Source organism: Hallerella succinigenes (assembly GCF_002797675.1).
In the GTDB taxonomy this organism is placed as follows: domain Bacteria; phylum Fibrobacterota; class Fibrobacteria; order Fibrobacterales; family Fibrobacteraceae; genus Hallerella; species Hallerella succinigenes.
On record NZ_PGEX01000001.1, the window covers coordinates 2,195,044 to 2,210,058 of the forward strand.

The 15,015-nt window shown below is 50.3% G+C and carries 13 protein-coding genes; 9 read left to right on the forward strand and 4 right to left on the reverse strand.

What is annotated here, in order from left to right; genetic code table 11:
* Positions 1–97: 97 nt before the first annotated feature.
* Positions 98–994 carry a tyrosine-type recombinase/integrase gene (locus tag BGX16_RS10055; protein WP_100425906.1) on the reverse strand — a complete coding sequence of 299 codons (897 nt, stop codon included), beginning with the start codon at positions 992–994 and terminating at the stop codon, positions 98–100.
* Positions 995–1,055: 61 nt separating this feature from the next.
* Here BGX16_RS10055 and BGX16_RS10060 point away from each other — a divergent pair, with 61 nt between their 5' ends.
* From BGX16_RS10060 to BGX16_RS10080, 5 genes are read left to right on the forward strand one after another with little or no spacing between them, the layout of a single operon-like run.
* Positions 1,056–2,219 carry a PorV/PorQ family protein gene (locus BGX16_RS10060; protein ID WP_100425907.1) on the forward strand — a complete coding sequence of 388 codons (1,164 nt, stop codon included), beginning with the start codon at positions 1,056–1,058 and terminating at the stop codon, positions 2,217–2,219.
* Positions 2,220–2,235: 16 nt separating this feature from the next.
* Complete coding sequence (locus tag BGX16_RS10065; protein WP_100425908.1) at positions 2,236–2,877, forward strand: STAS domain-containing protein; 642 nt, start codon at positions 2,236–2,238, stop codon at positions 2,875–2,877.
* A complete protein-coding gene (locus BGX16_RS10070; RefSeq protein WP_100425909.1) occupies positions 2,874–3,812 on the forward strand; it encodes a M23 family metallopeptidase in 939 nt (312 codons plus the stop codon). The genes BGX16_RS10065 and BGX16_RS10070 overlap by 4 nt, the downstream gene beginning before the upstream one ends.
* Before the next feature lies 1 nt (position 3,813).
* Positions 3,814–4,956, forward strand: a complete 1,143-nt coding sequence (locus BGX16_RS10075; protein ID WP_100425910.1) for a hypothetical protein — start codon at positions 3,814–3,816, stop codon at positions 4,954–4,956.
* On the forward strand, positions 4,946–5,680 hold the full coding sequence (locus BGX16_RS10080; RefSeq protein WP_100425911.1) for an NUDIX domain-containing protein: 735 nt from the start codon (positions 4,946–4,948) through the stop codon (positions 5,678–5,680). Before BGX16_RS10075 ends, BGX16_RS10080 begins: the two co-directional genes overlap by 11 nt.
* On the opposite strand, the gene BGX16_RS10085 is transcribed toward BGX16_RS10080, so the two are convergent.
* The 3 genes from BGX16_RS10085 to BGX16_RS10095 form a co-directional block, all read right to left on the reverse strand.
* Positions 5,637–7,142 (reverse strand): CehA/McbA family metallohydrolase domain-containing protein, encoded by a 1,506-nt coding sequence (locus BGX16_RS10085; RefSeq protein ID WP_100425912.1) that lies wholly within the window; start codon positions 7,140–7,142, stop codon positions 5,637–5,639. The genes BGX16_RS10080 and BGX16_RS10085 overlap by 44 nt on opposite strands.
* A complete protein-coding gene (locus BGX16_RS10090; protein WP_100425913.1) occupies positions 7,142–7,855 on the reverse strand; it encodes a hypothetical protein in 714 nt (237 codons plus the stop codon). Before BGX16_RS10090 ends, BGX16_RS10085 begins: the two co-directional genes overlap by 1 nt.
* An 86-nt stretch (positions 7,856–7,941) precedes the next feature.
* Complete coding sequence (locus tag BGX16_RS10095) at positions 7,942–8,838, reverse strand: outer membrane protein assembly factor BamD (protein WP_100425914.1); 897 nt, start codon at positions 8,836–8,838, stop codon at positions 7,942–7,944.
* Between the two features lie 72 nt (positions 8,839–8,910).
* On the opposite strand from BGX16_RS10095, the gene BGX16_RS10100 reads away from it, so the two are divergent.
* From BGX16_RS10100 to BGX16_RS10115, 4 genes are read left to right on the forward strand one after another with little or no spacing between them, the layout of a single operon-like run.
* On the forward strand, positions 8,911–10,332 hold the full coding sequence (locus tag BGX16_RS10100) for an LptF/LptG family permease (protein ID WP_100425915.1): 1,422 nt from the start codon (positions 8,911–8,913) through the stop codon (positions 10,330–10,332).
* Positions 10,332–11,609 (forward strand): LptF/LptG family permease, encoded by a 1,278-nt coding sequence (locus BGX16_RS10105; protein ID WP_100425916.1) that lies wholly within the window; start codon positions 10,332–10,334, stop codon positions 11,607–11,609. Before BGX16_RS10100 ends, BGX16_RS10105 begins: the two co-directional genes overlap by 1 nt.
* A gap of 29 nt (positions 11,610–11,638) precedes the next feature.
* Positions 11,639–13,504: a sensor domain-containing diguanylate cyclase gene (locus BGX16_RS10110; RefSeq protein WP_100425917.1), complete on the forward strand. Its 1,866-nt coding sequence runs from the start codon at positions 11,639–11,641 to the stop codon at positions 13,502–13,504.
* Complete coding sequence (locus tag BGX16_RS10115) at positions 13,505–14,995, forward strand: sodium:solute symporter family transporter (RefSeq protein ID WP_100425918.1); 1,491 nt, start codon at positions 13,505–13,507, stop codon at positions 14,993–14,995.
* Positions 14,996–15,015: the final 20 nt, after the last annotated feature.

Genomic DNA, 15,015 nt, shown 5'->3' on the forward strand with positions numbered 1-15,015 from the left:
ACGCTCACGCAGATATGCTTTGGTGCGCTATACCCTGTCTTAAATCACTTTGCCCATGAACCAATATTTTAGAAGTGCAATGTTTACAAAGAGTCTTTCACGCTCGTGGATGCGTCTTCTTGAACGCTTCCTTTAAGCGTTCCGCCGAGACGTGCGTATAGACCTGTGTTGTCGCAAGGCTTGAATGCCCAAGCATTTCTTTGACGCTCATCAGGTCTGCACCGTTTTCGAGCAGGTGCGTGGCAAAGCTATGGCGCAGAACGTGCGGACTTGCCTTGCCTTCCCAGCCGATGCTTCGAAGTAAATCGTGGATGTCCCGGCGGAGTGTTCGCACGTCGTAAGCTTGACCGTGTTCGTTCAAAAAGACAGGCGCATGTGGCGACACGAATCTGCCTTCATCGGCGAGTTTTAATTTGTATGTATTCAGCCAACGGATCAAGTCTTGCGTCAGCGGAACAATGCGTTCCTTGGAGCCCTTACCCAAGGCGCGCACGGATTTGGCAGAAAGATCAATGCGGGACCAGGTCAGGCTCTGGCATTCGGAAATGCGCAGTCCCGAGCCGTAAATGAGTTCAAGCAATACACGGGCGCGGACCATGGGAAGCGTCGGATTTTCGATTTCCGGAAAATTTTCTTCGCCGAGATCCTTTTGGGAAAGAAACGAGACGAGCCTTCTGGGACGCTTGGGCATGGGCACAGCTTCTGCAGGATTGCTGTCGAGCAGATGGCTGCGCACAAGGTAGCTGCCAAAACTTTTGAGGCAAGCGATATGCAAATCGATACTCGCAATCGCCAGGTCTTCTTTTTGGCGCATCTGCCAGACGTAGGTTCGGATGTTTTCGATCGTAAAATCTTTCAGCTCGGCTTCGGGGCGCAAGGTCTGCAAAAATTTGGCGAGCGATTTTTGGTATGTGCTCACCGTTTGCATGGAAAATCGGCGTTCCAAGGCGATGTATTTGCAAAAGTTTTCTGTGTGTTCCGAAAGAAGAGCCATTATCCTTAAATCTACAAGTTTTTGTGGGCTCTGTTCTTTGGAAAATTTTATCTTGTGGAAAATGTTCCGCCGAATTTATACAGCAGCGACTTTGTTCCTTTTCGCGTTTGCCTCGCAAACGTGGGCTCTGGAACGTGTCGTGGGCGCAAACGCTTCTCTTGACATTCATGCCGGCGCGCGTTCCTCTGCTTTAGGCGGTGCATCGATTGCGGTCGATCACGATCTTTTGGAACTTACTTCGAATCCGCAACAGCTTTCGAGTGCGGAAAATTCTTGGGTCGCCTTTAGCCACGTTGTTTATTATGAAGACACCCAGTACGATTATGGTGCAGTGCAGTTCCCGCTTGGCGATATGGGAGGCTTGGGCTTTGCTTTTTCGCGCTTTGGCGCTAATGACATTCCTTGGATTGCGGAAGGGGATCCTTTGCCGGAAGGCGATGATTACAAGACACTTTCGATTGCGGATTACGTCTTTACGCTTGCATGGGGTCGTCGCTTCTTAAACGATCGCTTGGACTTGGGCATTTCGTTCCATGGTCTTTACCGTGAACTGGACCAGAGCGGTTGGGGGTTCCGTGGAGACATCGGTGCAAATTACCATGTGCATGAACAGGTGACGGTGTCTTCGTTCCTCAAAGGCTGGACTTCGTCTGCAACGACGTGGGAAGAAGGAACCTTTGAATACAGCTCCCCGGAATGGTACTTGGGCTTGAACGTGCACCAGCCGATTTCTTACTTCTACGGAACGGCGAGTGCCTATTGGCAGAGCGCAGGAATTTTTCACCGTGAAAACCGTGACCTGGACTGGGACGGTGAAGAACGCGGTGGCCGTTTTTGGGAACATCCACTGGATTGGCTGGGCGGTGGTCGTGCGGGTGTAGAATTCGCTTTTGATTTTGGGCTGTCTTTGCGTGCTGGTTTGGCGAGCCTTTCGGAACTCGAAAGCTGGACCGCTGGCGCTGGATTTGCTCTTTCGAATTGGTTAAGGGTTGATTACGCCTTTGAATCGCATCCGACACTTTCTGCTGTGCACCGTGTAAGCCTCGAAGTCAGCCCGGGTCTCTTCCTTTTCCCGAAGAAGAAATCGGCGTCTTCGCCTGCCTACGTGGTGGAAGCGAAGAAGGCGGAAGAAGTCAAAAAGGCTGCTATTTCTGAAATGGAGCCTGTAGAAACAGAAGAACTTGTGGAAGAAGAATCCGCAGGTGGTACTTATTGGGAAGAATGAGAGGTATATTAAACCTATGAGCGAATTAAGTAATTGTCGTGCAGTCGGTTTATTTGATTTGGTTTCTGCCCCCGTCACTCCGATCGGGTCTTTTGATGCGGAACAGTTTAAGCAAGACGTGAAGCCTTTGCTTGAAAAGGGTTCTTCTTTTATCGGTGTCGATACGACGGGTCTTGATTTTCTTTATAGCGATGCCTGCAGTGCATTTTGCCAGGTGCAGCAACAGCTTTCTGAAAAGCACGGCGCTTTTGCCGTCTTGACCGATCACGATGATGTTGTCACGTGCCTGAAAAAGGCGAATCTCGACAAGAGCATTCACATCTTCCGCAAGGAAGCGGATATGGTCGCTTTCTCGATGAAGGAAGACGAGGCGATGCATAGTCCGAAGTCAGACGCAGAAGAAGTTGTCGAAGTCCCGACCGCAAAGAGCAATAATCGCCGTGAAACGGCTTCGATGAATTCTCTTCGCCGCCGTGTGACAGGTCGCTTTACCCAGAGTTTTAATGCGATTCGCAAAGATACCCAGAAGATGGAAGGCAGCCTCGAAAATCCGTTCAAGGAAGAAAAGAGCAGCGGCGCAAAGTGGCTGTGGCTCGGACTTGGATTGGTGGCTGTTGCCGCTGTGGCTGTTGTCTTTGTGATGAATTTGCATTCATGAGCTCCTTTCGCGAATTCAAAGATTTTAAGTCAGACTGGAAACCGAAAAAGCGGATTCCGGTTGTGCGGACATTGATCGTTCTCGCGTTGATCTATGCGGTCTATGCGAGCGGTGCCGCTCAGAAGGCTTACCGGTTTATCGAAGACCAAAGAAAGATTACTGTCGAAGAACCGGCGTATGCGGATTTGCCGTGGCGGGAAGGTTGTGCGAAAACTCAAGGGACGAGTTTCGATTCAAAGAAAGGTTCCCTGGGACAGTGCGGCTGGATTGTGAAATCCGAAAAAGAGGTCTCCGAACTTCCGGACATTCCGTTTTTGCATTATGCGGCTTCTGTTCCGGGAATGCAGTATCCGTTGCAAGTGCATTGGATTGCGGACTCGTCGGATTTTTGGAATCCAAAGGTTTTGATTTTACGCTCCAAGAAGACGACGACTTCTTTTTACCATTTGATGCTTGCGGATTCTTCGTTTGCTTGGGTGCGTGCGGATGGTTGCCGTTATCCGGGGGCCTGTCCGAGAAATCCGTTGCAGGGCGGCGCGCTTCCGATTGAAGCGGACTTTGACTTTGGCGGTCGCGAAGAATTGCTTTTGAAGGATTTGTTCATGGGCATCGGCGAAGCTCCGGTTTATCCGATTTTGCCCGGCTACGTGATTTCTGTTTCGAAGGATTCTCTCGGTTACAAGCTTTATCTGGATCACGGAGGAAATCTCTTTTCCCGCGTTTCGGGTCTTTCGCAGATCGCTGCTGATATCGAAGCGGGGAAGCGTTTGGAACAGGACGATGCCTTGGGACGTCTTGCGCCGAACGATAGCGCTGTCCTTTTTTTGGAAGTGCTCCGCAATGGACGTTTTGTCCGCTGGGATGATTTCTACAAGAAGACCCATGTTGCCGATGCGGCGGATGTGAAGCTCTTCCTTTCGGAGATTGAATTCTAAGATGAATCGTTGGATTCTTGCACTGCTCGCTTCGCTTTTGATTCTTGCCTGTGCGGAATCGGATGATGGTCCAATCCGCATTTATCCGAATGATTTTGCCGTGGGCGGTTACGGCTATATGCTTTATGCGGAACTCGATTCCGGTTATCGCTTCCACATTCAGGGCGATACGCTTGCCCTTGCGATGGACAGCATGTGGACTTTCGGCAACTGCTTTTTGAAAGACATCGAACTGTACGGCTCTTATTCTAACGACACCATCCTGACGATTACGGTAAAGCTCTTGCTCGGTAACACCGGAACGACGGATTGCCCGCAGCCGATTTTTAGACCGGATACGGTTCTGTACTTGGCGTTTAACGAAGAATGGAAACAGAAGGGCGTGCGTGAAATTCGTGTGGAAGGCAACGCCCACAATGAATTCTATCCCGAAGATATCGATACGGCGGCCACCGCGTATGCGACTTTCAAGGATTCGATTTTGGTTAGACAGGGAAGCTTCCGCGCGGAAAGCATTTCCGTTTATCTCGATTCCTCTTTTGCAGATCCTTACACGTATCCGCGTCGCACGTCGAGCGATACGGCGGGTGTTCTCTTTATAACGGATTCTTTGGATATCGATACGTTCCTTTACCGCTTCATGGAATCGAACTGTGTCGAAATTCACGATTCCTGCGAAACGGTGCCGGATACAGCTTGGCGTTCTTCCTGGAGCGCACAGGATACGAATCTTGTCCCGATCCGTGCGGTCTGTGCCGAAGATACCACAGCCGATTCCTTGGTCTACTGCTTGACGGCCAACTGGAAAAACGATTCGACGTCGCTCAGCGATTCCGTTTACGAATATCTGGATACGACGTGGTACTATTCCAAATTTTTTATGGAACAGATTCCGAAATGTGCCAGTGTGGATCATGGAGACTTTACGGGAAGTGCTTTGCATGGACGTTATTTTACGACGCAGCACATTCTCTTTATTCCGTCTTTCGAAGAATCGAGCTGCGGTCCTGCCGCCCTTTCGAATTGGGCCATTTACAACCTGAGCGCTCAAAAAGAAGTTTTGGATTCGGCGTTGGCGGATACGTTGCTATCGGCGTGGAAAAAAGCTTCGGTAGGCGCAAGCGAGGAAGAAGATGTCGAATAAACCGGTGGAATACACCTTTTCGGATGAAGTCCTAGTCGAAGACCGCGATGCGGTTTTGAACAGCTTCTTGTTTCAGAATTGGCTTGCACATGCGCAAAAAAATTTCATCATTTCGAAGATCCACTTTTCTTCGGTCGATTACCGCTTTAAGAATCATTCTCCGCTGTTCATCAAGCTGACTGCGACTGCAACGCTTCCGGATGGAAAGCCTGTGCACGGGATTGTGCTTGTGCGCGGCAATGCGGTCGGCGTTCTCGTGGTGCTGCGCTGTGAAGGCAAGCCGTATTTGCTGCTTGTGCGTCAGCCGCGCTTTGCCATTTCGGAACCGGAATCTTTGGAAATGCCGGCGGGAATTCTCGACTGGTCCAAGGACTATCGCAAGGTCGCCCTTTCGGAATTGAAAGAAGAGGCGATGATCGATGCGACGGATGATGAACTGATTGACCTCACCGGGTTTTACACCGATGGAAAGCTCGACGGCCACGCCGGAAGTTGCGGACTTTTAGACGAACGCATTCGCCTGTATGCGATCGAAAGAGATGTAACGCCGGAAGAGCTCAAACGTTTGGATGGAAGAAATCAGGAATATACGGATGAAAATGAATGGATCAAGACCGTCGTTTTGCCGTATGAAGAAGCGGGCAAGCAGTTCATCGATCACAAGAATCTGCTCGCGATGTTTATGTACGAGCGCTATCTTTCAGCGCAGGGCAGGCACTTGTAAGCGCAAAGCGCTTGAAGTCGGTTTCCGCTTCGGCGCGGACATAGTTCTTGCCTGAAAGAGAAACCTTTGCTACAGCTTCAAAATCGGAAATCTTTTCAAGAGGTGCTGCAATCGGCGCCTCTTTTTTTGTACCCAAAGTTTCTTGCGCAAAAACAGTCAGGGTTTGCAGGGCGCCGAAGTCTTCGGTGCTTTGGAAATGGAATGTAACGGTTTCTCCTTCGACTGTCCACCAAAGGGCTGGTCCGTCGGTGATGTAAAGGTTCGTGCCGCGGAAAGCGGAAATCGGGTCAGAACCTTGGACGACCGTTCTCACGTATCCAAAAACGTGGGCGTGGGACTGCTTGAGTTTGAAAAGCGGAATCTTCACGCCGGTATATTCGTTCAAATCGCCATGGGCATCGTTTCCGCCGAGCGGCAAAATGAAATTCCCTTTTTCGAGCTCTGAAATCCAGAATTCACGGCCGAGTTCAAAGCCTTTGTCTCGGGAACCGTTCCAAAATTCGAGCGCGGCAATCGGATTTTGGGATCCTTTCAAAAGATCTTCTGCGTGCCAGTCTCCACGGCGAAAAATAAAACGTTCGAGCTTTCCCATCTGTTCTTTGGGATGTGCGGCAAAACAGGGAAGTTTTGTCTGCGAAACGATTTGCGCAATGGGAAGGGTCGGTTTGTTGTCGAGCCATCTGCGTCCGCAGTCGCCTTCGCCGGGAACGTAGAAGGGGTTTCCTGGGAAGAGCAAATGGACGTTTTGACCTTGGGAGTTCCCGGCCGAAACCTCTTCGCCGGCGATCATCTTCGGAAAAGCGGGGAGCGCGGCGATTTCTTTTCGCAGCTCGTTGTAGCGAACGCTTGCGTCGGTACGGATCATGTAATTATCGTCGCGGAAGGCGAAGTCGTAAGAATGGTCCGTGCAAAAGACAAAGTCCAACCCGACGGATTGGGCCGCTTGCTGTAAAACGGCGGGCGAAGCTCCGAATTCCACGGGGTCCGCGGAAATATACGTATGCGAGTGGGTTTCGCCTGCGATATAACCTTCTGGCTTTGGAATCGGATTTCGAAGGACCGCAATCTGGAGCGGGTTTTGCTTTAATCCGGTCAAATTAAAACGACGAATGCGCTTGCGCTTTCCGTTGAGGAGAACTGTAAGCGACGTTTCGACGGTGTAGTTTCCGGAAGGGAGTTTTCCGCAAGAAATGGGAATAAAGCGGAACGGCGTGCGAACTTCTTCTCGAATCGGCTGCGCCTTGGTGATACGGGTCGTGCCGCAGGTGAAGACCGCTTCGAAGGTTTCCAGGGTGACGGGAAAACGGTTCGCTTCACGGACGACGATAAAAAGCCTGGTATCTTCGCCGGGAACGACTTGGAAGGGGGCGTCGATCAAAATTTCGGGTTCATTTTTGTACAGCAAGGACCAAGGGAGCTTGAACTTGTAATGCATCTCCGCATAGTCAGGATCGAACCACATTACTTTTCCCGGTTCAGTACCCCGAAGCTGAACCTAAATTGCAGCATCAAGCCGCCTAAGTCCCACTTCGCCTTGTCTGTATCTTTGTCTGGAACGACACTCGAAAACGGTTCGTCCGATTCCACGATGATTCTCGAATATCCGATGTCACCGTAAATGTAAATGTTCTTCCACGTCGTCACGAGGTAGCCAAGGCTCACCCCGAAGCCGTTACCGAGGAGGGGCGTTTCGGCAGAAATATGGCCCCAGCTTGAATAGATTTCGGTACCCGGAAGCATCCAGTACCAGCGTAAAGAAACGCTAAAGAGACTTGCGTTTGAAAGGGAAATCAAATGGGTCGGGATAGCGACGCGGTATTCGAGATACAGCGGAAAACCTTGGAGCGTATAGCTGTAATTATGAATCTTGTCTTTGCGGTCGGTGACGACCACGGATTCGTTATCGTAAATATATCCGAAGCCCGCACTGACGAAATGCCCTTCTCGCCATTGGAATTGCAGACCTGCTGTAATCGGAAAACAGAAGTTCACCTTTTGGAAGTCTTGCTTGGCGACGTAGCTGCTTTCCGCTTTCGTCAAGGCTTGGGCTTTGTAATGGTTGTAAACCGTATCGACTTGAGCCTGGAATTTATCACGGTTGTCAAATCCGATAAAAGAGATAGAAGGCTGGATAAAGAACGAAAGAATGCTTCTGTCGTCTGTCGATTCGCTCACACCTAGGCGATTCTCTTCACTCGGTAAAGCCCAAAGCGCGGAGCAGAGGCTCGTGCAAAAAACGGCGATGGAGACAAAGGGGAATCTCAATATTCGTCCTCTTCATCTTCTTCGTCAACATCGCGCTGCGCTTCGGCTTCTTCCTTCGCTTCCTGCTTTTCGATCAGCTTCTGCTTTTTTTCTTTTTCGATGCGTTGCAGGAACTTCTTTTCGAGCTTTGCGATGTAGGCTTCTGTGGCTTCGACGGTTTCGATGCGCTTTTGGATGCTATCGGGAACGGTCAAACGGTAGTTTTCCAGGTAGTAGCGGGCCGTTTCGAACTGGTCGAGTTCCGCGTAGCTTTCGATGAGAAGGTTCAAGGCTTCCGGGCGGCGCTTGCTTTTCGGATAGAGGTCTAGGAATTCCTTCATGTAAATGACCGTCGACTGCGGATGGTCGAGTTTGTGGTAAAGACGGGCGGTGCGGTAATCGCGCTCTGCGCGGCGTTCGATCAAAAGGTTTATGTAGTAGTTCACGGAGTCCATCAGCGGAGATTCCGGGTAATTGGACTGGAACTTTTCAAAGTCACGCATGGCGAGGGTCGTATTGGTTTCGTCGCGGTCGATATCGTATTCGATATTGAAGGCGGCAACGGCCTTGCGGTATTCTGCGGTTTCGATAAACGGGGAACTCGGGAAGTTGTTGATAAAGCTGCCGTATTCGCCACGGGCTTCGAGCCATTCTTCCAGATTGAAGTAGCTTTCGGCGATCAGGAACTGGGCCTGTTCCATATAGCCTGTGCCGATACAGATATTCAGGATTTCTTCTAATGGCTCCTTGGCTCGGCCGTAATTGCCTTCCTTAAAGTCTTTATCTGCCGCATCAAAGCGGTTCTTGCACATGAGTGTGCGGTCACCACCGCCGTCACGCGGGACGCAAGCAATCAGAGAGTAGGCTGTTGCAGCAAGAAGAACAAAAATCGAGAAGTGTTTGTTTATGCGCATTGGTCCGTCTAAAAAAGGATGGAACGGTTTTTCAAGTTGCTAAATTAGCAAAAACGAGTTGAAAAAACGCCTATGATTCTTGTTCGGTATGTGTTGAAGGAACATCTAGCGCCCTTTTTGCTGGCGTTGTTTGTCATCACATTCCTATTTGTCGTGGATTTTTTGGTGACGATCCTCGATAATGTGCTTTCCAAAGGCTTGCCGCTTTCGACCGTTCTTGAAATTTTTGCCCTCAATATTGTCTGGATGCTCTCGCTTTCGATTCCGATGGCGGTGCTTGTCGCCTGTCTGATGGCTTTTGGCCGCCTTTCGGGAGACCAGGAAATCACGGCGATGAAGGCGGCTGGAATTTCGCCGCTGGCGATGATGCGACCGGTTTTGCTGGTCGGCATTTTGGTCTCGGAATTGTTGATTCTTTTTAATAACTGGCTTTTGCCCGAAGCGAACCACCGTTCCGTGGAGCTGATGAGTGCCGTTTCGCGTAAAAAACCGCACGCTTTTATCGATGCAGGAAAGCTCACGACGCAGTTCCCCGGGGTGCAGCTTTGGGTTGATCGCATTGATCCTTCGACGGGTATGCTCTACGGCATCCAGATTTTTGAAACAGAGGGCAAAGGTCCTCCCCGAGTCGTTTTGGCGGACAGCGCCTCGATGGATTACGCCGATCATGGGGCAACGCTCATGCTGCGCCTCAAAAGCGGTGAAAATCACATGGCGGACAAGGACGATCCTTCGGGATATTTCCGGATCCGTTTCTCATCGGAAGATTTCGCCATTAAGAATGTAAACGACCGCTTGGAGCGTCGAGACCGCAAACATCGCAGCGACCGCGAAATGCCTGTAGACATGATGCTTGACGTTATCGAAGAGGCGAAAAAAAACGAAGCGCGAATCGTCAAGGAATCGCATCAAACGCTCTTCCCAGATCTAGTCCATCTGCGGGAGTTCGCCTTGGGAGATTCGATTGTGCCGAAAAACGGCAAATGGGATATTCAGGCGGATTCTCTCCGCCATATCCGCGCCTTGCGCGACGTCGCCATTGCCGAACGCACTCGTTTACGCCTTGTGCATCGCACATCGGAACGCGTCACTTCTGAAAGGAAGCGCCAGGCTCAGTACTGGGTGGAAGTCCATAAAAAGTTTAGCACGAGCGTCGCTTGCCTCATTTTCGTTCTGATCGGTGCGCCGCTCGGCATTATGGCTCGCAAGGGCGGTATCGGCACGGGCGTCATCTACAGCATCGCGTTCTTCGTCTTGTACTGGGTCTGCTTGATCGGGGGCGAAAACCTCGCCGACCGCTTAATCGTATCGCCGACCCTCGCCATGTGGATTTCGAATGCGATTATCGGAACGATCGGCATCCTTCTCACGTGGAAGATGGTCCGCGACCGCTATTCGGGCACGACTCCGCTTGGACATGTGAAAAATTTCTTCGGAAATATTTGGAAAAAGATTCACCGTAAAAAGACATCTTTGCCGGAGGAAAATAGCTGATGAAGTTTTCCCGGTATCTCGTCTGGAATTTTGTGAAGATGTTCCTGCTCGTGCTCTTGGGCTCGGTCTTCATGTTTATCGTGATAGACTTCGTGGGCAACATCAAAACATGGCTTGCTCGGGATCTTTCCGATGCGAAGGATTATTATATCGCCTACATGCCGTACATCGTTTACCTGGTGTCGCCTGTAGCGCTGTTTATCGGGATTGTCGCCTCGGTAGGAAACATGTCTCGTCACCTTGAATTTACGGCGATTCAGCAGTCGGGAAGAAGCCCGTTTCGCGCCTTGGTTCCGATCCTTTTTGTCGGTGCGGCCGTGACGGCGATTTCGTTCTATCTCGATGCCAAGATCCTTCCGGATGCAAACCATCGCCGTTATAAAATCATGGAACCGATGGCGCAACAGCGCAGGGATCCGCGAGTCAAGGACAAACGCGACTTTGTGTACATTTCGGGCGATAAAACGAGCTGGTTCATGCGCATGTACGGCGGCGCAAACAAGATTGGTCGCGACGTCGTTCTGTTGATCCATCGGGACGGAGATCTCGCTGAACGTTACGACGCAAAGCGTCTGCGATGGATGATGCCGGATACGGTGCGTGTGGCGCATGCTGTGGAAGAGCCTGCTAAAACCGTTGCTCCGCGGAAAAAGGCCGAAAAAAAAGAGAAGGTTTCCCAAGATTCCGTGGTGAAAAGCATTCGGCAGAAGATGGATTCCATTCGAATGGAAAAGTCTTCGGCATCGGCGGAAAAGGTGAAGGATTCCATTTTGGAAATCAAACCAGGCTATTGGCGTTTGGAAGAAGGTTACCAACGCGTCTTCCTCAAGGATGGCTCGGTGCAAATTCGCCATTTTATCCGTGAGAGCTTAAAAGGGAAAACGAGCCTTCTCCCAGAAGATTTTTTGGACGAACGCCAACGTGGCGACGAAATGGATGCTCAGACGATTCTTCGCAAGATCGAAGTGCAGAAGCGTTCTGGCGAAAATACGAACAAGCTCGAAACCGCCTACTTCTTTAAATATTCGGGATCCATGATGAATTTCATCGTGCTTTTGATTGGGGCTGCTCTTGCGCATCGTTTTAACCGAAATGGAGGCCTTTCTCAAAAGTTTGGCATCGGCATCCTGCTCGTTTTTAGTTATTATGTCATTATACGAATCGGTCTCAAGATGGGGGAAAATGGTGCGCTCTCTCCGATGCTCGGCGCTTGGATAGGACACATTGTTTTTGCGGTCGTGGCTGTTTGGATGCTTCGTCGGTCTTTCCGCTTGTGATCTTTTGAAATTGATGGTTGGTGGTTAGAATGTCTGATATTTTATATGTCGCTTCCGGTTTGCTTATCGGCCTTGCTTTCAAAGGCGGACTGTTTCTTTTTGCGATTCCTGGTGCGCTGATCGCGCTGGTGCTTGCTTGGTTGAATCGTCCGAGCTTGCCGACGTCCAAGGCGCATACGGCGACCGTGCCTGTGCTGCGTGCAACGCGTACAACGGATGCAACAGCCATCGGTCGTATTCTGCGCCCGGCGGTGACCCAGACGAGTCAGACTCTTTCTGCCCGCGACACCTTTACCGCTTTTCCGGGTGACGGGGAATCTTCGCTCGACAAGCTCAAAGGCAATGAAATTTGGAATAAGCTTGAACGCGATCTGGATCCGATTTACCGCTCTGTCTTGCGTTCCATTCAAACCTTGATTCCGAAGACACACTCGGTTCTTTTGTTGCTGAAGACGTTGGACGGAAAATCTTTTGCCATTCGTCAATTCTCGTCGACTGCGGAAAATGAAATCAACATGAATGCCCGCATTTTGGATGGCGTGGGCATTGTGGGGCAGCTGGCTAGTCGCGACGTGAACCGTATTCTCGAAGGGGATTTGTTAAACGGAAAGAGTTTAGGCTATTATTTGACGATTCCCGCCATTCATTCGGTGGCAGGCGTTCCGATGTTCAATAACAAGAATCAGCGAGTGGGCGCTCTCGTCATTGACTCTCTGGAACAGAACGCATTCAATGCGAACTTGATTCCGATTCTCGACAGTTTCGCTTCGATGTTCCACATGCTCACGTATAAGAGCTTCACTTCGGCTTCGAACTACCGGGAAAAGAAGAAGTTCTACGAACTTTCCGCGTATCAGCAGAAGTTCTTCAAAACGACGCTTTTGAAGGATACCTACAAGGAAATCTTTGAATACGTCAGCCAGAACTTTAGCGCCGACCGTATTATGATTCTTGTCTTTGACAACATGGATCAGGAACAGGGTACGGTGGCATTTTGCCGTGGTGAAGACGAACGTCTTTTTGAAGGTCGTCACTTCTCGCTTTCGGACAAGGGCATTTTGCCACTTGCCATGATGCAGCATACAGCAACGGAACGCGTTTTCACGGGCCGTGATTACGTGCTGCGTTTAAACGATGCGGAACCGCGCAATAATTCGCTCCGCTATCTCTTTGTGCAGCCGAGCTCCATGACCATGCGCAATGCATCGTTAAACCGCCCTTCGGAAATCGCCATCTGTATTGAACGTCGCCAGGCGCTTAAGTTCGAACAGTTCGAAAAGGATTTGCTCCGCTTTATGGTGAACATCGCCTACTTTGCTTATCAGCGCGGTATGCAGTTTGAACATGAACAGTTCGAAATTTACCACGATGCTCTGACCGGCCTTTTGAACCGTCGAACGATTGATTCGAAGCTAGCTGAACTCAACCGAGTTCATCAGGAAAAGGACGTCGGTGTCATGATGATGGATATCGACCACTTTAAGCATATCAACGACACCTACGGTCACCAGGCAGGCGATACGATTCTCAAGGGAATTGCGGCTCGTATTTCGTCGGTGGCAAACAAGGGCGAAAATCTGCTTGCTCGCTACGGGGGTGAAGAATTCTTTGTCGCCATTCCGGGGGCGACTCAAGAAATTCTGAAGGATACAGCAGAAGCGATTCGCGTTGCCGTCAATTCTTCTCCATTTGACATTCAGCAGGGATCTCCGATTCCAGTGACGGTCAGCATTGGATGTTACCTTGCGACAAGAAGTTTCCAGGGAGAAATGACCCGCGCTGTGCATTACGCTGATGACGCTCTTTACAGCGCCAAGGAAGGCGGAAGAAACCGTGTGGTTGAATATCAGGAACGTGATTTTGAACCGGAAGATGCGCAGACGGAGAACGCATAAATGTTCACCGTCCTCGATTGGATCGTTCTTGTTGCCTATATTCTTTTGACTGTTGGTATTGGTCTTTGGGCTTCGCGTGGAAGCAACAAAGGCTTTAGCGAATACATGCGCGGCGGCGGTGCGATGCCGTGGTTTGCGGTGGGCATTAGCTTAATAGCCACTTCGGTGAGCGCAACTACATTCCTCGGAAATCCGGCAGAAGCTTATGCGGCGGACATGAGCTATCTCATGAATAACATCGGCGCTTTGATTGCGATTGTTGTGGTGGGACTTGTGTTTATCCCGCGCATTCGCCGTTCCAAGATTTCGAGCGCATACGAACTTTTTGAAGTGAAGTTTTCTCCGTCTGTCCGTCGTTTGGCGGCTTTTTTTTACAGCCTGCATTTGCTGTTGCGCATGGGTATTTTGCTATATGCGCCGTCTCTTGTGCTCGCTCCGATTTTGGAAATTGACATCCATTGGGCAATTCTCGTGACGGCCATAGTGGCTACGCTTTATACGTGGTACGGAGGATTCAAAGCGGTTATTTGGACAGATGTTTTGCAGTTCATGGTGCTTTTTGGCGGTGGAATTATTACCATTTGCATCTTGGCGAAGGGCATAGGTGGTTTTCAGGAAATGTTCGACTTGGCTTCGGCGGCGGGTAAAACGAAGTTCTTTGATGCAATCAACTGGGATCCGTCCAATTCGCGGAATCTGCTTTCGGCGGGCCTCGCCTATGCGGTTATTGAAATTTCGATTCGCGGTTGCGACCAGCAGTTCGTGCAGCGTTATTTGAGTTGCGATTCGATCAAGTCGGCGAATGCTTCGAGTATTTTGAGCATGGTGCTCGGCGTATTTGTTTCGGTCGTGTTCTTTTGGGTGGGAGCGGGCTTGTTCGTTTATTACCAGGTGAAGGGGGTTGCGATCCTTCCGGAAGCGGTCAAGCTGAATGAAGTTTTTCCGTATTTTATTGTGAATGTGCTTCCGCCGGGGGCGACTGGCCTTGTGATTGCTGCAATTTATGCGGCTGCGATGAGCAGTCTTTCGAGTGCAATCAATTCTTTAGGCAACACGTCGGTCAAGGATATTTTGCTCATCCGTTCCGAAAATGTGGCGGCGCTTTCCAAAGCGAAAAAGTGGACAATCCTTTGGGCGATTCTCAGCACGCTTTGCGCCTTTATTGCGGCGGATATGCAGAGTTCCTTGCTCTCGAATGCGCTCTTCTTTACAGGTCTTTTTACAGGACCTCTCCTGGCTCTGTTCCTGTTGGCGTTCTTTACAGATAAATTAAGTGCGCGTGCCGTTGTGCTGGGCGTGATTTGCGGCATGGCGTCTATTTTGCTCTTTAACAAGATACCGGTGTTTCCGTCTTATGTTCCGCCGTTTGGTGGAGTCTTTAACTTCTTCTGGAACCCGTTGATTTCTTGCGTTGCAACGCTTGTAATGGCGAACTTGCTTCGCTTTGTATTCCCCCAACGTGCAGAAGTTTCTGCGGAGGAAAAAGTTTGACCGATCAAGAAGATATCCGT

Coding starts and splice junctions, on each gene's coding strand:
- BGX16_RS10055 (WP_100425906.1), bottom strand. CDS start 994: ATGGCTCTTCTTTCGGAACACACAGAAAACTTTTGCAAATACATCGCC.
- BGX16_RS10060 (WP_100425907.1), top strand. CDS start 1,056: ATGTTCCGCCGAATTTATACAGCAGCGACTTTGTTCCTTTTCGCGTTT.
- BGX16_RS10065 (WP_100425908.1), top strand. CDS start 2,236: ATGAGCGAATTAAGTAATTGTCGTGCAGTCGGTTTATTTGATTTGGTT.
- BGX16_RS10070 (WP_100425909.1), top strand. CDS start 2,874: ATGAGCTCCTTTCGCGAATTCAAAGATTTTAAGTCAGACTGGAAACCG.
- BGX16_RS10075 (WP_100425910.1), top strand. CDS start 3,814: ATGAATCGTTGGATTCTTGCACTGCTCGCTTCGCTTTTGATTCTTGCC.
- BGX16_RS10080 (WP_100425911.1), top strand. CDS start 4,946: ATGTCGAATAAACCGGTGGAATACACCTTTTCGGATGAAGTCCTAGTC.
- BGX16_RS10085 (WP_100425912.1), bottom strand. CDS start 7,142: ATGTGGTTCGATCCTGACTATGCGGAGATGCATTACAAGTTCAAGCTC.
- BGX16_RS10095 (WP_100425914.1), bottom strand. CDS start 8,838: ATGCGCATAAACAAACACTTCTCGATTTTTGTTCTTCTTGCTGCAACA.
- BGX16_RS10100 (WP_100425915.1), top strand. CDS start 8,911: ATGATTCTTGTTCGGTATGTGTTGAAGGAACATCTAGCGCCCTTTTTG.
- BGX16_RS10105 (WP_100425916.1), top strand. CDS start 10,332: ATGAAGTTTTCCCGGTATCTCGTCTGGAATTTTGTGAAGATGTTCCTG.
- BGX16_RS10110 (WP_100425917.1), top strand. CDS start 11,639: ATGTCTGATATTTTATATGTCGCTTCCGGTTTGCTTATCGGCCTTGCT.
- BGX16_RS10115 (WP_100425918.1), top strand. CDS start 13,505: ATGTTCACCGTCCTCGATTGGATCGTTCTTGTTGCCTATATTCTTTTG.